This is a genomic window from Pseudomaricurvus hydrocarbonicus (genome assembly GCF_011602365.1).
GTDB lineage: Bacteria > Pseudomonadota > Gammaproteobacteria > Pseudomonadales > Cellvibrionaceae > Pseudomaricurvus > Pseudomaricurvus hydrocarbonicus.
In genome coordinates, this window is sequence record NZ_JAAONZ010000034.1 from 1 (window position 1) to 22448 (window position 22448).

General features: G+C 54.1%; 18 protein-coding genes and 1 riboswitch. Of the genes, 12 read left to right on the top strand and 6 right to left on the bottom strand.

Going from position 1 to position 22448, the window contains the following annotated elements:
• The first annotated feature begins 337 nt into the window (after nt 1-337).
• The 9 genes from G8770_RS23285 (at nt 338) to G8770_RS23320 (ending at nt 8794) form a co-directional block, all read left to right on the top strand.
• Nucleotides 338-1798 carry a hypothetical protein gene (locus G8770_RS23285; RefSeq protein ID WP_167192451.1) on the top strand — a complete coding sequence of 487 codons (1461 nt, stop codon included), beginning with the start codon at nt 338-340 and terminating at the stop codon, nt 1796-1798.
• A gap of 124 nt (nt 1799-1922) precedes the next feature.
• Entirely contained in the window at nt 1923-2042 is a 120-nt protein-coding gene (locus G8770_RS24790) for a GFA family protein (protein ID WP_460853987.1), read from the top strand.
• Entirely contained in the window at nt 2039-2308 is a 270-nt protein-coding gene (locus tag G8770_RS23290; protein ID WP_208022474.1) for a GFA family protein, read from the top strand. Before G8770_RS24790 ends, G8770_RS23290 begins: the two co-directional genes overlap by 4 nt.
• A gap of 236 nt (nt 2309-2544) precedes the next feature.
• Nucleotides 2545-2910 (top strand): FHA domain-containing protein, encoded by a 366-nt coding sequence (locus tag G8770_RS23295; protein WP_167192452.1) that lies wholly within the window; start codon nt 2545-2547, stop codon nt 2908-2910.
• A gap of 41 nt (nt 2911-2951) precedes the next feature.
• Nucleotides 2952-5141, top strand: coding sequence for a serine/threonine-protein kinase (locus G8770_RS23300; RefSeq protein ID WP_167192453.1), 2190 nt, complete (start codon nt 2952-2954; stop codon nt 5139-5141).
• A 189-nt stretch (nt 5142-5330) separates the two neighbouring features.
• Complete coding sequence (locus tag G8770_RS23305; protein WP_167192454.1) at nt 5331-5684, top strand: FHA domain-containing protein; 354 nt, start codon at nt 5331-5333, stop codon at nt 5682-5684.
• A gap of 208 nt (nt 5685-5892) precedes the next feature.
• A complete protein-coding gene (locus G8770_RS23310) occupies nt 5893-6114 on the top strand; it encodes a penicillin-binding protein (protein WP_167192455.1) in 222 nt (73 codons plus the stop codon).
• A gap of 371 nt (nt 6115-6485) precedes the next feature.
• Nucleotides 6486-7697, top strand: a complete 1212-nt coding sequence (locus G8770_RS23315; protein ID WP_167192456.1) for a hypothetical protein — start codon at nt 6486-6488, stop codon at nt 7695-7697.
• Between the two features lie 8 nt (nt 7698-7705).
• Nucleotides 7706-8794 (top strand): hypothetical protein, encoded by a 1089-nt coding sequence (locus tag G8770_RS23320; protein ID WP_167192457.1) that lies wholly within the window; start codon nt 7706-7708, stop codon nt 8792-8794.
• Nucleotides 8795-8883: 89 nt separating this feature from the next.
• Here the strand turns inward: G8770_RS23320 and G8770_RS23325 are convergent, their stop codons facing one another.
• The 4 genes from G8770_RS23325 to gmk form a co-directional block, all read right to left on the bottom strand.
• Complete coding sequence (locus G8770_RS23325) at nt 8884-9267, bottom strand: RidA family protein (protein ID WP_167192458.1); 384 nt, start codon at nt 9265-9267, stop codon at nt 8884-8886.
• A gap of 108 nt (nt 9268-9375) precedes the next feature.
• The gene (spoT, locus tag G8770_RS23330) at nt 9376-11493 is read right to left on the bottom strand and encodes a bifunctional GTP diphosphokinase/guanosine-3',5'-bis pyrophosphate 3'-pyrophosphohydrolase (protein WP_167192459.1); all 2118 of its coding nucleotides are present in this window, start codon (nt 11491-11493) and stop codon (nt 9376-9378) included.
• A 96-nt stretch (nt 11494-11589) separates the two neighbouring features.
• Nucleotides 11590-11850 (bottom strand): DNA-directed RNA polymerase subunit omega, encoded by a 261-nt coding sequence (gene rpoZ / locus G8770_RS23335; protein ID WP_167192460.1) that lies wholly within the window; start codon nt 11848-11850, stop codon nt 11590-11592.
• Nucleotides 11851-12003: 153 nt separating this feature from the next.
• Nucleotides 12004-12621, bottom strand: coding sequence for a guanylate kinase (gene gmk / locus G8770_RS23340; RefSeq protein ID WP_167192461.1), 618 nt, complete (start codon nt 12619-12621; stop codon nt 12004-12006).
• A gap of 481 nt (nt 12622-13102) precedes the next feature.
• Here gmk and G8770_RS23345 point away from each other — a divergent pair, with 481 nt between their 5' ends.
• The 3 genes from G8770_RS23345 (at nt 13103) to G8770_RS23355 (ending at nt 18127) form a co-directional block, all read left to right on the top strand.
• Nucleotides 13103-16390, top strand: a complete 3288-nt coding sequence (locus G8770_RS23345; protein WP_167192462.1) for an autotransporter family protein — start codon at nt 13103-13105, stop codon at nt 16388-16390.
• A 284-nt stretch (nt 16391-16674) separates the two neighbouring features.
• The gene (locus G8770_RS23350; protein ID WP_167192463.1) at nt 16675-17610 is read left to right on the top strand and encodes an alpha/beta hydrolase; all 936 of its coding nucleotides are present in this window, start codon (nt 16675-16677) and stop codon (nt 17608-17610) included.
• 40 nt (nt 17611-17650) lie between these two features.
• Nucleotides 17651-18127: a hypothetical protein gene (locus G8770_RS23355; RefSeq protein ID WP_167192464.1), complete on the top strand. Its 477-nt coding sequence runs from the start codon at nt 17651-17653 to the stop codon at nt 18125-18127.
• Here the strand turns inward: G8770_RS23355 and G8770_RS23360 are convergent.
• Both G8770_RS23360 and G8770_RS23365 read right to left on the bottom strand, forming a co-directional pair.
• Nucleotides 18114-19334 (bottom strand): helix-turn-helix transcriptional regulator, encoded by a 1221-nt coding sequence (locus G8770_RS23360; RefSeq protein ID WP_167192465.1) that lies wholly within the window; start codon nt 19332-19334, stop codon nt 18114-18116. The genes G8770_RS23355 and G8770_RS23360 overlap by 14 nt on opposite strands.
• 261 nt (nt 19335-19595) lie before the next feature.
• A complete protein-coding gene (locus tag G8770_RS23365) occupies nt 19596-21623 on the bottom strand; it encodes a TonB-dependent receptor domain-containing protein (protein ID WP_208022475.1) in 2028 nt (675 codons plus the stop codon).
• Between the two features lie 282 nt (nt 21624-21905).
• A riboswitch (cobalamin riboswitch) is annotated at nt 21906-22112 on the bottom strand.
• Nucleotides 22113-22448 lie beyond the last annotated feature (336 nt).

Genomic DNA, 22448 nt, shown 5'->3' on the forward strand with positions numbered 1-22448 from the left:
GGAAAGACTGTGGTATCATTTTGTTCACGGCTGATTGCTTGCGGATATTGTCTAGACACCAATAACCATAAGGCTTTCAGCCGTTCTTGTTTAGTCCTTTGTGAAATATTCGGGCTAGCCATAAAGCATTAACAGAGTGATTGTACTCTCACACCAAAGAATCAATAAAGTTTACCTGGTTTAGGGATTGGACTGGGTTTTACTTTTTCACTCGTTTTATCTGCCGGTTTTGTCTTGTGCGTTATTTCATAATCGATACCAGCGTGTAATATCTTCTCTTTGAAAAATTCTGAAACCCGGGTTTTGGGTTGAATGTAATCAACAAAGGGAAATTGTCATGTCGAATTTCAATCAAACCAAAGCTTTCTTCGATAATCAGCCGGTCATGGGCAAACCAGCCCCACTCCACTTAAATAAACAAACGACGGTCAAGAGCGGTTCCACGACGTTCATTACGTACAATGACTGGATCAAGAAAACGTCTTTGAGTATGCGTCACATCCGAAGTTCGCCGTTAAAACGATTCGACAAAGCTTATAAAAACCTTTCGGCACAGGTACAGCAAACCAGTCAGCTACAAAGTGATGCATCCGGGGTTAAAATGCACTCCTACGACGAAGCTCGAATGGCGTTGATCAACTGGATGAATTCAAAGACTCAAGGCTGGGAAAACAGCAAGCGAAATAATGCTGAAAACGGTTATATTATTTCTGTAATGGTGCAACAACTTTTTCCCATGTACACCAACATCATGGGGCCTTCCAAATATCGAAATTTTTATCCGGTTGCACCAGGTAATGTTAAAGAATTACAGGGCTGGCAGGAAGAAAGTGAAAAAGCCGCAGCATCAGTGTTCAGGCGTTATTTCTATGACGAAGAGAATCAAACACCGCGTAAAATGGTGTTGAATGTTAAAAAAACGGAAAATTCCATTCAGGAAACCGCTCAGGAATCGGCTAAAAAATTTGCCACCGAATTCAAAAAGTACAAAGCCAGTGAGTCTGCCAAATCCACCAAGGCGGCAACGCAGTCTCCGCCAGCCGTTATCCCGTCTATGTTTAACGGCATTCTGCCCACCGAGATTAAAAATCCGGAATTTGCCGCAGCTGCCAAAAAAGCCATCGGTGTGGGCATGACCGAATTGACCGATGTGGTTGCGACCTTGACCGAAGCCATACCCTTCATCGCTGAATTGAAACAGTTTAGCTCTGCCCTGAAGAGCTTTGGTAAAGCCGCCACTGAAGCCTACAGTTATTACAAGGTCAATGCCGCGCGCTTTGTCATTCAGGTGGGCAACATGACCGATGCTTACAACAAACTCAAAGACCTGATTAAGACAGATGTTCTGTCTAATGTGCTGACCGGGGTTGTGAATCTGGGCAAGGCAGCGGCCGGTGTGGCCAGTAGCGGCGCCACCAGTGTTTTGGGCGCGGCCCTGACCGCCTTGACGGTGGTGTTAAAAAAACTGTTTCAATTTGCGATGATGTGGAAAGAAGCCCGTACCTTCAACATCTTGCTGCCCAAGGCAATCCAGGCAAACTCTGCCAAGGAGGCTGCAGAGGCTCGCAAGCGTATTTTTGCTGAGTGTCCACTGGCGAGTGTATCGCTGTTGGTCAATGCCAGTACCAGTGACATTCTGGATTACACCTGCTACGGATTCGGGGTGCGCGCCAGCTTTCAGGATGAAGTGGAAGTGCTGGTGAAAAAATACGTAAACCCGATTAAGGAAAAAGCCCGCAGTTACGTCAAGCCCTACCCGTATCACTTTGAAGGTTTTGCCGGCAACGTGATCAGCTGAGTTTTGACAAAGTTAACACCGACAGGATCAACGCAGATCGGTTTTGAACCTGACGATAGGAGCGTCGCTAACCGAAGATATTGTGTGCTTTAATGCACTCATTGTTTTGAAGTTAGGAGGTTTTATGATTTATCAGGGTAGCTGCCATTGTCAGGCGGTCACGTTCGAAGTCGAAGCCCCCGAGGTGATTGAAGCGGATTACTGTAACTGTTCGGTGTGCAAAAATCTGGCTATTTGCACTTGATCGTACCACAGAGCAAATTCAAGCTGCTCGCTGGAGAGGCGTCACTGACTACCTATACTTATAACACCGGTATTGCCAAGCATACGTTTTGCAAGGTCTGTGGCATTAAACCGTTTTATACCCCACGCTCGAATCCTGATGGTATAGACGTCAACGTACACTGCCTCGACACCCAGCCACAGGCCGTGAACATCACCGAGTTCGATGGCCAGAACTGGGAGTTGAACGCTCATCAGTTAGCCCATAAAAGTAAAGAGCCTGGCTGAACCGTTGAATCACTCGGGCTCAATAAGCATAGCGTTTTGGTCCAGCAATGATCGATCTTGGCTTGGGCGCAACTGTCCATCACCTGTTTCAATCCACGAGCATCCACTGCAATTTGGCTTTCTGCTCAGGAAAAAGAGACACAGTTCAAATAATCCCGCAATATCCGGACAGAGTCATTCTGCTGGTCGTCAATTTCGTGTGAAATAGGGTGCCAAACAACTTCACGGAAAGCAGCATGGCGTTTTTACAGCAGACTCTTCAGGGCAGTATCGTACAGTGTCTTACTCTTGAAAATAGCCTGATGATCGGTCGTGCCGTTGAATGTGATCTGGTGCTCGACGATCCTTTGGTCAGTGCCCGACACGCGATTTTTGAAATCGATGGCTCCAAGGTGCGGTTGCGGGATTTATACAGCACCAATGGCGTTCGCGTAAACGGCGAACCGGTTACCGACATCGAGCTGCAATGGCACGATCGGGTGCTGATCGGCGCGAGTGAGTTTCAGTTGCTGGAAACCCTCAGCGAAGATCTGGCCAACACTCTGATTCTCAAAAAGAGCTGGATTCCTGGCGTGTACTTCGCGAGTGAAAAGAGCGCATGAAACCATATACGCTCATCGGAATTGGGTAAAACCGCAGGCAAATGAATAGCCTTTCCCGCCTGATCCTGCTGCCCGTTGGACTGCTTGGCCGTCTGTGGTGGTGGTTGGGCACGGTTGTATTTTCACGTTTTGGGGCATTTTGTCTCTTGAGTGGTCTGCTGTTGGCCTCACTGCATCAGGCTTCCCAGTCACTCTTTGCAAGCCAGTCTTCTGCAAGCCTGTCGTTAGTGACGCTGGACCAGCGGATGATGAATCTGTATCGGCAGTGGCACGATCACAGCCAGCCCCCACTGGACCGGCGGCCGGTGATGGTCATTGGCCTTGACGAGGCCGAATTGAGCCAGGCGATTCAGTTTCAGGCCAGGGCGCCATCAGAATTTTGGTCGAGGTTGATAGCGCGTCTGGGCAAGACCCCGGTTTTGCTGGATTTCCCGCTAACGCTCTTACCCTCTGCCGAACGCACCTCCCCGCTACGGGTGACGCCAGTACCACCATTCAGGGCGGCTGTGCAGACCGATTCCCGCAGTCAACTCTCAAGTCTCAGTGGACGCTTAAGTTTCAATGAACGCTCAAGCCTCAGTCAATTCTCACAATGGCTACAGCAGCCACAGGTCTGGCAGCTACAGCAGCAGAGCCCGCCGCTGGTATCGGCAAGCTGGCCCGAATGGTTGGTGAAAGTATGGCCGCCGCAGCTGGGGCACATACCGCAGTGGCTATCATCGAGCTGGTCGGCCAGTGCCGCTCAACAGCGCCTGGCCCTGCTGGCTGAACCCTGGCTGGGGGTAGGCAACACTGCCTATGCCACCCTCCCGGTGTATGTTTTGAGCGGGCCGCCGAACGACAGCAGCCAGAGGCGGTTGTACACCCTGCAACAGGCGCTGGCACTGCCGGTTGATCAGTGGCAGCAGTTGGCAGGCGTGGTGATCACAGACCGTTCTGCGACGGCTCTTGAGCTGGTTCAACTGCTCGGTGGGCTGGAATCGGGATCGCTGATCGCCGAGCCCCGCTGGCAATTCCTGCTGCAGCTGGGCTTGTGGTTGTTGCTGTCAGCGCTTGCCGTGGGCGTCAGCTGGGGCAAGCCACGCCTGCGGGTACTGGCGACGGTGTTGGTCATGGTGCTGTTGGGCGTCATGCAGTACCAGGCCTATGAGCGGGGCTGGTGGCTGTCGCTAACACCCTTGTTGGGGTGGTTTCTGATACTGCTGTGGATGGCTTCGCACCGTCGGAAGCCGCCGCCACCCCTGCTGCCAGACACGACACCGGCATCGCAGCCGGTCACCGAGTTGGCGGCAACCTTGCCCATGGAGGCGCAGGATTTAACCGCAGCGACAGCGGCAAATCCGATGGCAAACCCGGTGCCCGTTCAGCTGGGACGTTATCGTATCGAACGTGAAATTGGCCGGGGGGCCTCGGGCGTGGTGTATCTGGGGCAGGATCCACTCATCAGCCGTCAGGTGGCTATCAAGTGCATGAGCTATCAAAACCTGGGGGCGCAAGCCCTGCCGGAGCTGAAACACCGGTTCATTCGCGAAGCGGAAGCGGCCGGGCGTTTACGCCACCCTAACATTGTCGCGGTGTACGATGTGGGCGAGACGGAGACCAGCACTTACATTGCGATGGAGTATGTGGATGGGGTGGCACTGAGCGAACGAGTGAAGACAGAACAACTGTTAGCCGTGAGCCAAGTGTACGAGATCGTGGCTCAAGTGGCCGAAGCGCTGGACTATGCGCATCAAAACAACATTGTGCATCGCGACATCAAACCGGCCAATATCCTCTGGGATGAAGACACCCACCGCGCTTTGGTGTCCGATTTTGGTATCGCCCGGATTGCGGATCAGTCGCGCACTCGCACCGGCGAGATCATGGGCAGCCCGCTGTACATGGCTCCCGAGCAGTTGAAAGGACACAAGGTGGGTCCGGCGGCTGACATTTTCAGTTTGGGCGTGACCTTCTACCAGTTGTTGACCGGTGAAGTGCCGTTCGACAGCGAGCAACTGGCGACCCTCAGTTACCAGATTATTCATGACAAGCATCGCCCGATTCGTAAATGGCGACCGGAACTAACCGCCAGCGCAACCCGCATCGTCAATTGCGCCCTGCAGAAAGATCCGCAAAAGCGCTACACCACCGCCGGTGCGATGGCCGAGGCCTTGCGCAACAGCCTGCGCAGGGATTTCAAAAAATCGGATATGAAAAAACCGGCTAAGAAACAGGCGAGTTCTGTTTAATATTCAACTAAGCCTGAGCAGCAGGTCCACGTTATTCACAGCGTATTGAAAGCGGTCTTGATAACGTGATTTGCAGTTTGGGTTCTAACTACAGTGTTGGTTCTAACTACAGTTTTAGTTCTAACTACAGTTTTGGTTCTAAACATAATTTTGATCTAACGATAGTTTTAACAAAAGAAGGAATGGACAATGGCATTCTTGCAACAACTGATTGATGATGTGGTAGTCAACAGCATTGAATTAACCTCAGGCGAGCTCACTATTGGTCGTCACCCCGACAACGGTTTGCAGATTGAGGATGGCTCGGTCAGTGGTCGCCATGCCCAAATCAGTATTAACGCCAACCCCGATTTTCCGGAATTTTCGGAAGCGTCTATTGAAGATCTTGGCTCTACCAATGGCACCTATGTGAATGATCAGCCGGTTAACGGCAAGATGCCGTTAAAACACGGAGACAGCATTCGGGTTGCCTACAATCAGTTTCGTTTCGAGCAGGATGAAGATACCCCACTGGCCAAAACCATGCATATTCTGAAGACATGATCGAGCCAACAGTGACGCTTTGAGATGGGCAGATTGTAGAAGCTTGCTATAGTGTAAGCTGTGAAGGGCCAAACCATGGCTGGATAATGTCGGATGGCAGCGGATAGATCGCCGCCATCTTAAAGTTCCTGCCATCAAAGACACAAGAACGCCTGAAGTAAGGCACTTCAAAATTCACTAAGCATACATCGTCAAGAATGAGGTTAGCATGAGCGAAAAAATCAATGAAGACGCGTTGCAGGCGTTAAAGATTGCGTTCACCTACATGCCCAAAGCCATCGAAGTGACCAAATACGAATATGGCGATCGCTACCAAACCGTACTGGATCATATTGAAGCCGTGCGGGAAATTTTATTGATTAACGATGTGGATCCGGAAGAGGTTTACGGCGAAATAAACCCGGATAACACACCGAATTCGAGCTATTAAAATTGAGTGGGTGACCTTCCAAAACTGTGTTTTCGTCTGTCTGCATGCTTTGTCGAAGTATTTGCTACTAAAGCATTAAGCACATAAAGACAAAATGCATCAAAAGCATAATTCCTATTGCTCCCACCGATTGAAACAAGACAGTTTTCTCAATTCCTAAAAAGAAAGTATGCAATAGGGTAATTGTGTTGATTAAGTCACGACTTAAAAGCTACCATCGGCACTGAAATGGAAGCGCGTTCGTCGCGCGAATTTAGGATTAGCACTATCTCCAAGGAACAGGAGCCCTCATGCTTGGTATTTCCCCGTCTCTCTCCCTCAACGAACTGCACAACGCCAAACCTTACGGTAAAGTCGGCAGCGGTCGCTCTGTGTACGCCAACGATAAACTTCAGCAAACCCTGAATGGTTTGCAAGGCCAGGCCAACGGCGGCGACCACAAAAGCTATCACGCCGCCACGGTCGTGAATGCCGTGAATGGCCTTCGCGCTGGCACACTGCCAGCCAATACTTTTCTGAAAAGCGGCACTGCCAATCGCTACTGCGTCGTACATTCGGGTTTTGAAATCGAGTATATGATCGGTACGCCCAACAGCCAGACGGATATTGTGATTGTGGATATTCGGTTGGTGGAGAAGAAGGTTGAGGATACCAAAAGGGCGGGTTTGTGGGCTGTTGAAAAGAATGATCAGGGTTGGGCTGCATCCTCTTGGAAACCTGAATTAGATGCTTGGCCTCGATCCGGCGTGGATCATAACAATCGCATCAAGGTGGGCATTAATGGATACTGTAATGATATTGATCATGCGGCACGGATGTTGCCCTCACACATTGCGCGCGGTGAAAAACGCAGCCTGACGGAGTTGGCTGGTAAAGGTTATCAACTTTTTTACGTTCCCGGTACTGGAAATCTATTCAAAGCCGGATGGCAATCAGTGGCCCAGATGGGCAAAGCTCGTAGCAGTAAAAATGATGTAGAAGCGGCCAAAATTTTGGCTGCGCACATGCTGGAAGCGCACAGTAAAGGCTTGCATGTAGAGTGGACCAGCCATCGAGGTGGTTCGTTTGTACTGACAGAAGCCATGAAATTTCTAAATAAAGGCGCAATAGGTAAAACCGTCGATCTGGAAAAACGGCAGACCGTCTTTTTCAGTGATCCATCATCAAGTTTGGCCGAGGCTGACCATGCACGCCGGAAAGTGAATGTCGATACACAGGACAGCAAATGGTATAACGGAAGCAAGAGCAGCCTGGCTTATAGTATGGGGGCTCAGGAGTTTGGCTCTGCGCCATTGGTGTGCTCGTTTAACGCCATCGGGGACGAAGCCAAGTCGCAGAAGGTCGCGGCTTATTCGGTATGGGGTGCGGGAGCTACTGGTACAGGCTATGGGTTGTACCTTGGTGCCGGAGCGCTGCTTTCAGCCGGGGCTGCAGCCAGTGCTGGCCTTGGTGCGGGTGGGCTGGTGGCTGCGTTAAATACAGTTCTGAACAATGTCCCGAGTCTGAATGAAGACTACCATACCCATAAATTTCAAGGCGCTAAAACCCTGATTGGGAAAGTTGCCAACAAGATATCGGCTTAAGGTTGTTTATGTTACAAACATTGTTCAGTCCCAAGCTCTGGGGTAACGGCCCCAAGCACCCTGTAGGCCCGTCGTTCTCGGGCGCTTATGAGCGGACAAAAGATCTGTCGGGAAATGTCTTGGGTTTTAAGGCACCAGCTCCTTGTGGCGATGGTGGTTTAGTGGCTACTGATGAAGACAATGAAGATACGTTGGATATTTATGATCGAAACGGTTTCATTGACTTGCGACAGGTCAATTACGCGTCTCGTTTTTATTCGGGGGATGCACTGAAGCGCCAAGTATTTCTTTCCTCCTGGCAAATGAATGGTCGACCATTGGTCGATGGTTATATGGGGGATTTACGCCTGTGTATTAATGTTCGTCATTTACCGGACTTTCCCGCTAATGAAAGTTTGTTTGATCCAGAGATACTGGCGAGAGAAGTTCGAAGAGAAACTGAACTTAACTTTTTGAGTGATTTCCACAACGGCTACAACGAGGACGAGTGGGACTTTACCAATACCTGTTGGCCACATTATATAGGACCCCTGAATTGGCAGTGGCAGAACCTCAATGGCCGTCAATGGCTTTACTACGAAATGCAGTCTTTGCGCAGCACTTCTTGCCCATATGTATGGAATATTGCGCTAACCGATCATCACTTTTTAGAATGCACCTTTTATGTAACCAAAAGTGGTAGATCCGGTGGCAACTCTTATTGCCGCGAGGTTGGTATTGCTTCTGAGCCCTACCTCAAACTGATGCACGACATCATGTCGACGCTGACCTTAACTCGTACTCCGGAATTGGCGGCGCACGAACAAAGTGTATTGCGTGATCACTCCGATGCGCGTTTGTTATTGCATCCCGGCCCCAGTGCAGAGCAGTTAGCCTTTGCGGCCCATGTGATGTGGAAGTGGAGTAATAGGGGTACCCATCATGAAGAAGTTGAAGGCGTCGACTACCGGGCCAAACCCGAAGACGTAGCCGAGCTGATTAAGCAGCGCCTTAAGCCCAATCCCCTAGCCGGTCACATTGATAGTGCCGTCTTTGCGGACGACTTTCCGGCCGGCTGGATGTTTACCGATGGCTCGCGGTTTGAGCGCGGTAATTAATCCGAAAGGTGCGTTTAATCGCTAAACGCCCTGAACCTGAAAAACCGTTTGCCGGGTCAGCGCGCAATGCCCGACCCGACAGGCGACAATCAAATCACCATAATGCCGTCAGCTTCCACCATGGCGCCTTTGGGCAATTGTTTCACGCCAACTGCAGCACGCGCTGGATAAGGTACGCTGAAGTACTCCGCCATCACTTCGTTGACGACGGGGAAGTTGCTCAGGTCTTCCATAAAAATGCCCAGCTTGACGATGTTGGCCAGTGAACCGCCGGAGGCTTCGCACACGGCGCTCAGGTTTTTGAACATCTGGTGGGCCTGGGCGGCGAAGTCGCCTTCGACCAGCTCCATGGTGGCGGGGTCGAGCGGAATCTGGCCGGACAGGTACACGGTGTTGTTCACTTTTACCGCCTGGGAATAGGTGCCGATGGCGGCTGGGGCGTTTTCGGTGCTGATGATCGCTTTATTGGTCATGATGATGTCCTTCTAAATAATCGCTACGCATGTCGTAGTCATTGGCTTGTTTCAATTAACAACGGGAGATGAAAGGCAGGATGCCCTTCCCTCTCCCGGCTTGCTTAATCAGTTTTTACTTCGGGTAATCTTGATGACCGCGCTGATTAATTTCAGGCGGCGCATGATGTGGGCCAGATGCACCCGGTTGTGAACGCCGAGACAGAAGCGAATCACGGAATTGTGGGCATCGCGCTCATCCACGTTGACCTGCTCGATGTTGCCCTTGAGTTCGGCAATGCGGGTGGCCAGTGAAGCGATGATACCCCGTTCAGACTGGACTTCAACCCGGATGTCGGCGAGGAACTCACCGGTGACCGTTGGGGCCCAGTTGACGGCGCTGATCTTCTCGGGGTTGTTGCGCAGCTCCGAGATGTTGCGGCAGGTGTCACGGTGCACCACCAGTCCTTTACCGGCACTGATGTGGCCAATGATCGGGTCTCCGGGGATGGGGCGACAGCAGCGGGCAAAACTGATCATCAAACCGTCGGTGGAATCGATCATCAGCGGCGAATAGATATTGCCGCTGCTGGTGCTGGAGGTCTTGTCGGTGGCCAGGATCTTGGCCACGGCGTGGGCAATGCGATTACCCAGGCCGATGTCTTCGAGCAGGGCTTCCAGGGTCGGGGTATTGGTCGCCGTGAGCAGAATCTGGGTTTGCTCATCGGTCAGGTCATTGAGCTCGATGCCGTCGTCGAGCAGGGCGCGGCTGAACATGCGGCGACCCAGTTCGATGGATTCGTGGTGACGCTGGTTTTTCAGGAAGTGACGGATACCACTGCGGGCCCGGCCGGAGGTCACAAAGTTGAGCCAGTTGGGGTTGGGCTGCGCCCCGGGCGAGGTAATGATCTGAATCTTCTGGCCACTTTGCAGCGGCTGTGACAGCGGTGCCAGGCGGTCGTTGATGCGGCAAGCCACACAGCGGTGACCCACATCGGTGTGCACGGCGTAAGCAAAATCCACCGGCGTGGCACCCGTCGGCAATTCGACAATCTTGCCTTTGGGGGTAAACACGTAGACTTCGTCGGGGAACAGGTCGATTTTGACGTTTTCGATGAACTCCAGTGAATCGCCGGCGCGCTGCTGCATTTCCAGCAGCCCCTGAATCCACTGGCGGGCACGGGCGTGTGACCCGCTGGGGATATCGTCGTCATTATCCGATTTGTACAGCCAGTGGGCGGCGATGCCGGAGTTGGCCATCTCGTCCATTTCCTTGGTGCGAATCTGCACTTCAATGGGCACGCCGTGCATTCCCACCAGAACGGTGTGCAGCGACTGATAGCCATTGGCTTTGGGGATGGCGATGTAATCTTTGAACTCGGTGATCACCGGTTTGTAGAGGTTGTGCACGGCCCCCAGCACCCGGTAACAGGTATCGACGCTGTCGACAATGATGCGAAAGGCGTAGACGTCCATGATCTCTTTGAACGACTTCTTCTTGTTGCGCATCTTCTGGTAAATGCTGTACAGGTGTTTTTCCCGACCAATCACCAGCGAGTTGATGTGTTCGCGTTCCAGCCGCAGCTCAATGGCGTTCTGGATTTTTTCGACCAGCTCCTTGCGGTTACCGCGAGCGGTCTTGAGGGCTGTTTGCAGCCGCTCACTGCGGAGCGGGTACATGGCGGCAAAACCGCGGTTTTCCAGCTCCAGGCGGATATTGTTCATGCCCAGGCGCTGGGCAATGGGGGCGTAGATCTCCAGCGTCTCTTTGGCGATGCGGCGCTTCTTCTCGGGCTTGAGCGCGCCCAGGGTGCGCATGTTGTGCAGCCGGTCGGCCAGCTTCACCAGAATCACGCGGATGTCCTTGGCCATGGCCAGTGCCATTTTCTGGAAGTTTTCCGCCTGTTTTTGCGCCTGGGTTTCAAATTCAAACTGGGTCAGTTTGCTGACGCCGTCCACCAGCTCTGCCACGGGTTCACCGAACTGTTCGGTCAGGGCTTCTTTGGAGATGGTGGTGTCTTCAATGACATCGTGGAGCATGGCGGCCATCAGGCTTTGATGGTCCATGTGCATGCCGGCGAGGATATTGGCCACTTCCAGAGGATGAGTGACGTAGGGTTCGCCGCTGCGGCGACGCTGGCCCTTGTGGGCTTGCTCGGCGTAGTAATAGGCGCGTCTGACGCGATTGATTTGATGCGGTTCGAGATAGGAGGAGAGCCGGTGGCCCAAGGACTCAAGTGTTTGCATCGGGGTCCTGTTTCGTTAGGTATCTAATGCTGGATGTCAGGTAAAAGCAGAGTGTGTCATATGTCCCCTGCTTCTACCATCCGGCATCGAGCCTTTTTACATCTGCGGAGCAGAATCGTCGATGACCAGCTCTTCGTAGTAGTCGTCCTGCTCTTCTTTTTGAGTCAGGATGCTGGCATCGATAAAGCCTTCTTCGATTTCGCGCAGAGCGATTACGGTAGGCTTGTCATTCTCTTCCGCGACAAACGGATCTTTACCACCAACAGCGAGCTGACGAGCGCGCTTGCTGCTGACCAAAACCAGTTCAAAGCGGTTGTCTACGTGATCCAGACAATCTTCTACAGTAATACGAGCCATGTGTGTGTGCCTTTTTAACGAGTGCTCTGCACGCTGCAGAGCGAGCGGATGTAATCAATGTTTCAAGGGTCGATCATGCAAGGTTTTTACAACCACCACCCCTAGGGGAGACCGAACCCGGAAAAAGTGGGCCAGTGTACGCAAAACGACCAATCAGGACAATAGAGAAGTCAGCAATTCGCAGTGTCTTTGCTGCTGATTTTTCAATGTCAGGCGTGTACCGAGCAGGATTGCCTGAAAATCCTTCAGCGCGACGTCAAAATCATCATTAATAATGACAAAGTCGGCCTCCACATAGTGGGACATCTCGTTGATGGCCTCCTGCATGCGGGCATCGATGATGCTGCTGTCGTCCTGGCCGCGACCGGTCAGGCGACGCGTCAACTCTTCCCGTGAGGGTGGCAGGATAAACACACCAATGGTTTCCGGAATCAGCCGGCGCACCTGCTGGGCGCCCTGCCAGTCAATTTCGAGAATGACATCGGTGCCGCGCTCGAGGGTGTCCTTGACCCACTGGGTGGAGGTGCCGTAGAGGTTGCCGAACACCTCGGCGTGTTCCAGAAAGGCATTGTCCTTGACCATGTCGGTGAAGGTATCCCGATCCACAAAGTGGTAATTGACCCCATCTTCCTCACCGGGACGCATGTCGCGGGTGGTGTGGGAGACAGACACCATGACATTGTCGGTGGTGTCGATCAAAGCCTTAACCAGGCTGGTTTTGCCCGCACCGGAGGGGGCGGAGACGGTGTATAGGGTGCCGCGTGAGGTCATGGGTCTGAGCTGAGCCTTCTGTTATTAAGAGCTAATCGCACGAGGATATTAAGGGCTCGTCGTACGAGGTTTTACTGTCAGCGCTAATCGTAGGTGGTTGTGCTGTAGGGCTAATCATACGTGAGCTGGCTTCGATCCACCATCCACAAAGCGCGGGGCCGTTATCCTCGCTCTTTTCCTTAACCGCCCGGTACTTTTTTCTAACCCCCGGTACTCGTCTCTCAACCGCCCAGTACTTTTATCGAGCCCCATACTGCAATTGCGGTATGACGCATTAATCGTCCATTCATTAATATTTGCACCAGTTCACACTTTTGCCTGCCCTGTGGCGTCAAGCCACTGCCGAGTTCAGCCGTCTGCGGCGTTCATTCGGCAGCTGCGCTACCCCCACCGGGTCGCAGGTGAGTGGGCAAAAAAACGGAGACCTGGAGCCTGCGTTGAGCGGCTTTTAAAAAACAGTGATATCACGGAGCGATTGTTCATGAAGATACCTTTCCAAAAAAACCTGTTGGCCATGAGTGTGCTGATGGTGTCGATGGGCAGCCAGGCTGCCGATTTTACCCTCAGCAGTGCCGAAACCGATATTGTCGAGCTGGATTCACCCTATGAGACGGTGACCGTGACGGCAGCCGGATCAGTGAATTGCGCGGGCTGTGAAGATTCGGCGTTGATTTTGGTGGGCGAGGGTTTTGGCAGCCTGAGTAATGCTGGCAGTTTGACCGGTGGCTCTGGCGGTGACGGTTTGAGTCTGGCCTTGGGGGCGATGTCGGGTGATGTGGTCAATACCGGCACGATTTCTACCATTGCACCTGATGATAGCCTGACACCGGATGGCAACAGTGCAGTACGGGTGGTTTATCTGAATGAGCCGGGTGCGGTGGGCGGGTTTACCCTGGGCGGTAACATCATCAACGACACCAGTGGCCAAATGTTCTCCAACGGTGATGGCTATACCGTTGAGGTGCAGGAAGGTTCCTCTGCTGGTGGGTTGATCAACCGGGGGCTGATTCGTAATGACGACGGCTCCAGTGTGGGGATTGCTGGCAGCCTGACCGGCGGTATCGACAACAGCGGTACCATTGAGGCCGATAGCGCCGGCATTGTGGTTCAGGGCGACCTGGCGGGTGGCATAAGCAACAGCGGTACCATTGCCACCAACGAATCCAATATCGAGGTTCAGGGCGAGCTGTCAGGTGGTATCACCAATCGCGGCACCCTGGAAGTGACGGCTGGCGAGGCCTGGACGGACGCCATTGCGGTCGATGGTTTACTGACCGGTGGCATACTCAACGATACGGCGGGCGAGATCATCCGCAACGCTGACGCCTGTACCGACGACCCCTACTGCCTGGGCGGTGGTATCGCGGTCTACGCCGGTGGCGAGGTGGCCGGAGGCATTACCAACAAGGGCACTATAGACACCACCGTCAACGGTTTGGGAAATGCTCGGGATGCCGGTATTATCCTGATGAGCGTGCAGGACTCGGAGGGCGTTTTGTTGGGCGCACCGACCGTGACCGGGGATGTCTCCAACAGCGGCACCATTACCTCTGATTTTGCAGCGATTTACATCGGTGGCTCTACGGTCAACGGCGACCTCGTGAACAGCGGCATGCTCACCGCTGGCCACGGTATTTTGCTGTCCTCCCATGCGGCAGAAGTGGGCGCAGGAGCAGACATTGAAGGCGTTCACCTGAGAATGGTGGAAGCCGCTGAGAGCGTGAAGGCCACGGTGCTCGACGGCAGCATTCGCAATGACGGGGACATCTTCGCCTATGACAGCGATGGCCTGACCCTTGACGGTGATGTCACCATTACCGGCGATATTATCAATACCGGAACCATCATCTCCTACGCGACCACCAATTCTGACAGTGCTTTTGGTGCGATCTGGTTGGGCGATGACAGCAAAGGCGGTGTTACCGTTGAGGGGTCGATCATCAACTCTGGCCTGCTGCGTGCAACGCCTTACAGCAGTGATCCGGATTTGAATCGCGGTGTGATTACAATCAATGGCTCCCACAGCGTGGCGGGCATCATCAACCAGGCCGGCGGTGAAATTGACAACCTGGTCTTCGAAAGTCACTCGGATGCCTACGCTATTTGGGTGGATGACTCTGCGTCATTGGGTTTTATCACCAACGCCGGCACCATCTACGGCGACATCGACTTTGGTGCCAATGGCGGGGTGTTTAACGCACTGGGCGGTACGAACTTCGCCGTTCGCAATGCCTCTCGCATCAACATCAAAAGCACCGGCGCGGTGGGCGCCACGGTGAGCAAATTCTACGACGAAGCAGATTTCGTCTACGACGGTGTGCTTGGCGTGGATGCTTTCGGCTCGGCCAGCGGTCTGGCCTACGGTCAGCTAGAAGTGGGTCGTGGTGCGGACCTGCGCGGTGCCTCGGTGGACATTAACGTCAGTGGCGATGACTTTATTGCCGACGGCGACCGCTTTACCTTCCTGACTGCCGCCACCGGCGGGGTCGGCACGCTGCAAAGCGATATCACCAGCGCGTCGGACAACTCCGTGGTGCTGAACTTTAGCGTCGAGCAGGTGGACAACACACTGGTGGCGGTGGTGGCGCGCTCCAAAATTACCGAAGTACTTGAATCGGTCAGTACCACCGGCGGCAGCGCGGGCACCAACAACCAAGAGGTCGCCGGCTCGCTGGATGTGGTGGTGACGGCCATGAGCGAGGGCGCGGTTGCCGAAGACAGTGAGCTGGGCCAGGTGATCAACGACATCTCTGCCCTCGGCAGTGCCGAAGCGGTGGCGGCGGCGGTCGAGAGCCTGCAACCGGAAGCCGTCAGTGGCAACGTTGCGGGTGCGTCTGCTGCCGGCAATGCGGCGGCGGGTGCGGTGAATACCCGTCAAGCCAGTCTGCGCGGTTATCAAAGTGAGTACGGCGAGTCGGGCATGGTGGCCGGTGGCGAGGTGACGGTGAATGGCTTCTGGCTGCAGGGGTATGGCAGCAATGCGGATCAGGATGAGCAAAGTGGCATCGACGGTTACGCGGTCGACACCGCCGGCCTGGCGCTGGGTTTTGACCTACCGCTGAGCGACAAGCTCACCGCCGGGCTGGCCTTTACCTACGGCCAGACGGACGTCGAATCGGATGATAAAAACACCATCGACATCGACAGCTATCAACTCAGTGCCTACGGCAGCTACAACGCCAGCGGCTATTTTGTCGACACCATGCTGAGCTACGCGCAAAACACCTACGACAGCCGCCGCACCCTGTTTAACGGTCTGGTGGCCCGGGGCGATCACGACGGTCAGCAATACGATCTGCGCACCCGCCTGGGTTATCCGCTGGCGATCAATGAAGCTCTGCACATCACTCCGCAGCTGTCGGCTCAGTACACCTATCTGGACGAAGACCGCTACAGCGAAAAAGGCGCGGGCAATGCGGGCTTAACCATCGCACCGGACGACAACGAGGCGTTTATTCTCGGCGCGTCCATGGAAGCCGCTTATCGCTTCACCAGTGCGGGTCAGAACCTCTGGGTGCCCAGCCTTACCCTGGGGGTCTACGAAGACCTGATCGGTGATGCGGCGGAGTTTAATTCCAGTTTTGTGGGCTTGCCGGGCAGTGGCTTCACCACCCGGGGCGCGGATGTCGAGACCACCAGCTATGTGGCTGGCCTGGGTTTGAGAGTCTATGGCCAGGGCAATCTGGATGTGTCATTCAATTACGACTACATCGCCAGAAGCGGTTATGAGTCGCAAAATCTGCAAGCCACCGTACGTCTGGGTTTTTAACCCGGACCTGACGTCAGGCCTTCATTGAACGTTTGAGGGCTTAACGGTGTGAGGGCTTATGTAGCGTGAAGGCTTAACGGTGTGAAAGTTAAAAGGACGTCAAACCACAGGGAGTTTTAACAGGACGTTAAAGGTACAGGAGCGTACTCAAAGGAGGTTAGTTTGACAGGGATGTTATTACGGGACGTTACACCACAGGGATGTGCTCGCAGGATGTTAAATCGACAGGGACGTTAAAGGAAGTTAAACCCACAGGGAGGTGTTTATTGATGAAGGTGCTTGTTATGAATGTGCTTTGCGCTATGTTGAGGCCCCTCGGGCCGGGTCTTTTTATGCCGGTACTTTGGGGAGCGGTGCTGGCAGCCATGACCGGTTGCGCCCCGACTCAGCATCAGCTGTCCGAGCGGGCCAATCGCATTGCGCAACCGTCGGGACTGACCCCCAGCGTGGTGGCCACCGAGCAGTTTCATGTGATGACCTACGCCCGCCTTGACGATCCACAGCAGCCGCTGCGGGTGTATCTGGAAGGCGATGGCAAGGCGTGGATCAGCCGCACGCGCATTTCGTTAAACCCCACCCCGCACAACCCGCTGGCGTTGCGTTTGGCGGCCCTGGATCAGGCGCCGAACGTGGTGTACATCGCCCGCCCCTGCCAGTACGTGGCCCTGACCACAGAGCATCACTGCAGCCCGCATTACTGGTCGCGGGCACGTTACTCGCCGGCGATTGTGGCGGCTATCGACGAAGTGATCAGCGACTACGTCAGCCGCAGCGGGGCGGCTGCGGGCATTGAGCTGGTGGGATACTCCGGCGGCGGCGCCCTCGCGGTGTTGGTGGCGCTCAAGCGTCAGGACGTCATGAGCCTGAGAACCGTGGCGGCCAACCTCGACACCGATCTTTTTACCCGCTTGCATCAGGTGACCCCGCTTAGGGAGTCGCTCAATCCGGCGGACTTCGCCGGCGCCTTGCAACATCTGCCGCAGCGTCACTATGTGGGCGGCGAGGATACAGTGATACCGGCGTCCATTGCCCACAGCTATTGGCAGGCGGCCGGCGCTCACGACTGCGTGCAGGTGCGCCCGCTGTCCGGCGTCACTCACCGCGACGGCTGGCAGGATCGCTGGTCGGCGCTGCTGGACGAGGCGCTGCCCTGCGTGTCCGGCACCGTTGCCAAGCAAGGGTTTCAGCCGCAAACGCTGGCCGAAACCGATGCTTATTGAACCCTTTATTAAATCTGTGTTGATGCCAAGGAGAACCACCATGCAAAAATTGTCTGCGATAAAAAACCTGACGGCTGCGTTACTGAGCGTGTGCCTGTATCTGGGGCTGAGTCCGGCGGCACTGGCCGACGACCTCGCCTCTACCTGTGCGGCCTTGCAGATGCAGCTGTCAAAGATGGACGCCGAGACCCGAAAGATGATGCAACAGGGGCCGATGGCCGACGTGGTTAAGATGTGCAGCCAGCAGGACACCAGCAGCTACAAGCAGGCCATGACCAGCGGCACGCTCTACTGCAAGTCTGGTGACCTCTGTGCCCGGTACGACTTTCAACTGGCGGCCGATCGCAAGATTTACGAACCTTCCTGTGCCCAGGTGGCCAGCTGCCCCTCCAACTACAGTGACAAGTGCTCGCTCGATAACGACAAGGTGCGCGGTGGACGGGGCACCGTCGACTGGACCCTTTACGCCTACAACGGCCTGGTGCGCGATTCGGCGAAAAACCTTAAGTGTCGCTAAATTCGAGATCCGCAGCGGGCTCTTGGGCTGCCGTGGGGGGGGGTGGGCTGAGCGCACCTGACAACAGGATCTTGACGATATCCTGTTGCCGGTTGACGCCCATCTTGTCGAACACATGCCGCAGCTGCGTGCGTACCGTCAGTACGCTGACCTGATTGTGCTCGGCAATGTCTTTGGGGACCATGCCGTTGGCGATCATGATGGCCACCTTCGCCTCGGCCAGCGTCAGTCCGTAAACCTCCATCAGGCTGTCGTGGTTGAGGTGCACCGCCAGATTGGGATCGGTCAGATAGAGGGTCACCGCCCGGGCGGGCAGCACCAGGTTTTCCAGTGTGCCACCGGCGTCCGTGTTCGTGTTAGTGAGGGTGATGGCCAGCGGGGAAGCCTTTTCCGGGTGAGTCAGGCCCAGGCTTTTGCTCAGGCCCTGCTTTTTACGGGTCGCTGATCTTTTACGGCCATCCGGTTTTTCAGCGTCGGCGTGCAGCAAGTCATCAATCGCCTGGTTGAGTACGGCCGTTTCGGCGTTGCTGTAGGCCGACAGGACCTTGCCGCGGAGCTTGACGGTGGGGTTGTTGGTCAGGATCTGCTCGGCCACCGGGTTGCAATAGACCACTTCGCGCCATTCATTGACGATCACCACGCCCATCATCATCCGTGCGAGCACATGGTTGAGGCGGAAGTTCTCCACCCGCAAGCGGTGAAACTCTCTCTGAATGCGCATGGCGCGGGAGAAGTGCGGGGCCAGGGTCTCCAGGGTGTCAAACAGCAGCTGGTCAAACGGCCCCTGCTGCAGGGTGCGGTGCAAGCCCAGACCGACTTGCCACTGGGCGTCGTTGGACACGGTGATGCCGCCCATGTAGTGGACCTTCAGGGGCTTCATCATCATGCGATAGTAAAACGGGTGCTCGCGCCGGGTTTCAATATGATCGGCAAACTGGAAGGCCGAGCCCTGGGGATGGCGGGTCACCGCTTTCCAGCCAATATCGAGTTTGCCCAGCCCCAGGCTGTAGGCGTGGCGGGTGATGGTCGCAATACCGTAATTGCCGACGACCGAGTGGCTGCCGGTCTCCAGATCGTGTACCAGCAAGGCGCCGGACTTGATGTCCAGCTGCTGGCACAGCATCGTCAGCACATGGTTCCAGTGGGTCGGGTGGAGAGATGCCTCGTAAATCTCACCAACGAGATCCAGCAGTGCAGGGTTGTCCATAAAAACTCGTTCAAGCGTGCGTAAGTAAAAAGGAGTTTCGCATTGATGGGCCAATATAGCGTAATTTGATGACGAGTTTCCAGCCGATGGGGGGCTGTGGCAGGTCATCAGAATAGCTTACGAGTGCAATGGTGCCGGAGTTTTTACTCTGACCCCGAATTTCACGAATTTCCAACAAACGTGCAGTTTTCCAAGGTCGGGGGAGGATTGGCGCCTCCCCCGATCTGGGTGCCGTTTCAGCTGCACCCAAGGCAAGTACAGTTAGAACGTATAGCTGGCCGTTACTCGCACGGTGAGCGGCTCAACCGGATGTGAATGGAAGCTCTCTATCGGATCAATACTCGCCTGGCGTTCGGACAGGGTGCGCGACTCGTACAGATAGGTAATATCGTCGTCTTCGTTATCGAACAGATTGAGTACTTCCAGCCCCAGGGTCAGACCGTTGTGCCAGCGGTAACCGACATTGGCATTCACCATGGTGGTGGAATCGGATTCGATATCACCGGACTCGGTCAATTTACGCGGACCAAAGTAACGCAGACGCAAACCGCCATAGGCACCGCTGTCCAGATCGACACTCAGGCCCAACGAGAAAACATCTTCGATACTGTCGGGTACGTAATCACCCAAGAGGTCAGCGCCATCGTACTGCGGATCTTTAAAACGGGTTTCTGACGTCGCATAGTCGATATCCAACACCAACCAATCGACGGGCTGATAGTAGGCACCGATTTCAATACCGGTACGCTTGGTCGCCCCACGCGGTTCGGTGGTGGCATCATCACCGACGAAAACCAGTTCAGAATCAAGATCCAGACGGAACACCACCACACTGAACTGCAGGTGCTCAACGATGGCGCTACGCAAGCCCAGCTCGTAACCTTTTGAGGGCGACAGCATAGGTACACCAGCTGCATCATTGACGACACCGCGGGCATCGTTGCTGTGGAAACCTTCCCCATAGTTAACGAAAAACTCGGTTTCAGCAAAGGGTCCAAAACGCAGGGAGAATTTCGGGCTGACCAAATCGTCCGATGCATCGCCTTCAACACCACCACTGAGACGACTGTAGACATCGACCTGATAGTGGTCGTAACGCACACCTACAATGGTCGCCAGCCAATCATTCCACTGACTGTTGACACTGGCATACAACGACTGGGAAAACTCCTCAACACTGGAACGGCTAATCAGCTGGTAAATATCGGCATGGTAACTACTGCCCACACCGACATCCTTGATATCGTCATAGCGCAGATTGGCACCGGTTGATAAGTGATGAACAGCATCGACATCCCATTCGTAATTGAAAGAACCACCATAGCTCATGCGGTCATCAAACTGGGTAAACTGATCGCCAAGATTACTCGGATCGTCGGCGGCATCCGCCGAAAAGTAAGTAGCGTTGGAGGTCAAACGCAACTGGTAATCGAGCAGGTAGGCACTGGCATTGAAGCGACTTTTCTCATCCAGCTCTTGCCACACGGACGTCGACAGACTGTAACGGTGAGTATCACCGCCGGTGGTGGGATCGAGTGAACCGTAGCGATCCAGCTCGCCAGAATCCACCAAGCGTTGAGGAATCTGATCAGTGGAATGCCAATCTGTATCGTAACCCATAACCGCTGCCGACCAGCCGTTCGCCCTGTCGCCCTGGCTGTATTTCAGTACGGCGTTTTTCTTATCAAAGTTTTCTTCGGTTTTCCAGGGGCCATCATTGCGCAGCGACTCCAGTGCATAAATCAGGTTGCCTTCAGCAAGCGCTACCCCGCCAGTGAACAACAGTCGCTGATAATTGTTTTCACCCAGGGTGATTTTTGCCTGCTGCTGGTCGAGCTGGTCAGCATACTCGATACGTGCCGAACCGGCTGAAGAGAAATCGCCCTCAGAGGCATAGTAAGGGCCCTTCTTGTAGATCATGCGATCAACCAGTTCGGGAATCAGAAAATTCAGATCCGTATAACCCTGGCCGTGACCGTGGCTGACTTTATTCACCGGCATGTCTTCAACATGATTGGCAAAGTCTGAGCCGTGATCAAGGTTAAAACCGCGCAAAAAATACTGATTGGCCTTGCCATCCCCGCTGTGCTGGGTAACTACCATACCGGGAATGGTTTCCAGCAATTCCGCAGGACGCAGAGTGGGACGGAAAGCAATTTGCTCGGCAAATACCGTGCCCACAGAAGCCGCTTCGGTTTTGCTTTGCAGGTCATTTTGCCAACCGGTTTCGGTGACGAGAAGTTCTTCGATATCACCAGTCACACCGGCAGCTATCACCAATGGTGACACAAGCGCAGAACCGACAGAAAAAGCTATCGCACGGTAGAGGGAGTTAAAAGATTGTTTACAAACGTTTTGTCTCAATAGAGACGCAGTAGTGGATTTCATAAAGTCCGCCATCATTTCAGAGTTATGTTTCTGATGTGGCGTCGGGAAGTTATAGGGAGATATCTGACACACAGAAAAGCTTACCTGTATCAGATTACAAGACTGTTGTTACAAATACTGCCTGCAATGTACCCTACTCCTGATTGCACACCCCGACCATCAGGTTGCCTGTCAAACACTCACAGGCCTATGTGATTTAAGGCAGGTCTACTGGCTCACAGGTCTTGGCTTTTGCCACCTTCCCAAGTCTGCACAAGGCTCAACTCAGTGGTATCGGCAATTACTCGCTGCATACAGTTGCGGGGACAGCCTCGGTTGGTTGTCATCGAAAAGACAACATCCACGAGTTCCCTATTAATCCATTACGGAACCAAAAATCGCGCGAACTGTAACAGAGAAAACCGGTACAGTCACCGTTTTAAACTTGTCATCAATCGCCAAACAGTTCGGCGATAGCCTGTGGATTGGAGGGAAAGAGCCGGTGCAGATAGGTAGTCGTGAGACGTTCATCGCGATTCACCGCTTCACCTGGTGCGGCGGCGACCGCAACTGATGGGCTCGGGGGGAGCCTCACTGCGCGAGCGATGATGGGTATCAATTTAAATGGGTCAGAGCCACTGCTGTCCCAGTTATTTTCATGTTTTAAGAAGCTCCATCTGATACCCCTCTTGAATCGGGATGTCAGTTGGTGCAATTAAGTCTCGCAAACTCTTCTTGGAGAAAGCA

Bases quoted from the DNA above. Each gene is read 5' to 3' on its own strand.
- G8770_RS23295 (WP_167192452.1), top strand. From the start codon at position 2,545: ATGGCGTTTTTACAGCAGACTCTTCAGGGCAGTATCGTACAGTGTCTT.
- G8770_RS23360 (WP_167192465.1), bottom strand. From the start codon at position 19,334: ATGGACAACCCTGCACTGCTGGATCTCGTTGGTGAGATTTACGAGGCA.
- spoT (WP_167192459.1), bottom strand. From the start codon at position 11,493: ATGCAAACACTTGAGTCCTTGGGCCACCGGCTCTCCTCCTATCTCGAA.
- G8770_RS23355 (WP_167192464.1), top strand. From the start codon at position 17,651: ATGCAAAAATTGTCTGCGATAAAAAACCTGACGGCTGCGTTACTGAGC.
- G8770_RS23310 (WP_167192455.1), top strand. From the start codon at position 5,893: ATGAGCGAAAAAATCAATGAAGACGCGTTGCAGGCGTTAAAGATTGCG.
- rpoZ (WP_167192460.1), bottom strand. From the start codon at position 11,850: ATGGCTCGTATTACTGTAGAAGATTGTCTGGATCACGTAGACAACCGC.
- G8770_RS23300 (WP_167192453.1), top strand. From the start codon at position 2,952: ATGAATAGCCTTTCCCGCCTGATCCTGCTGCCCGTTGGACTGCTTGGC.
- G8770_RS23305 (WP_167192454.1), top strand. From the start codon at position 5,331: ATGGCATTCTTGCAACAACTGATTGATGATGTGGTAGTCAACAGCATT.
- G8770_RS23345 (WP_167192462.1), top strand. From the start codon at position 13,103: ATGAAGATACCTTTCCAAAAAAACCTGTTGGCCATGAGTGTGCTGATG.
- gmk (WP_167192461.1), bottom strand. From the start codon at position 12,621: ATGACCTCACGCGGCACCCTATACACCGTCTCCGCCCCCTCCGGTGCG.
- G8770_RS23325 (WP_167192458.1), bottom strand. From the start codon at position 9,267: ATGACCAATAAAGCGATCATCAGCACCGAAAACGCCCCAGCCGCCATC.
- G8770_RS23350 (WP_167192463.1), top strand. From the start codon at position 16,675: ATGAATGTGCTTTGCGCTATGTTGAGGCCCCTCGGGCCGGGTCTTTTT.
- G8770_RS23320 (WP_167192457.1), top strand. From the start codon at position 7,706: ATGTTACAAACATTGTTCAGTCCCAAGCTCTGGGGTAACGGCCCCAAG.
- G8770_RS23285 (WP_167192451.1), top strand. From the start codon at position 338: ATGTCGAATTTCAATCAAACCAAAGCTTTCTTCGATAATCAGCCGGTC.
- G8770_RS24790 (WP_460853987.1), top strand. From the start codon at position 1,923: ATGATTTATCAGGGTAGCTGCCATTGTCAGGCGGTCACGTTCGAAGTC.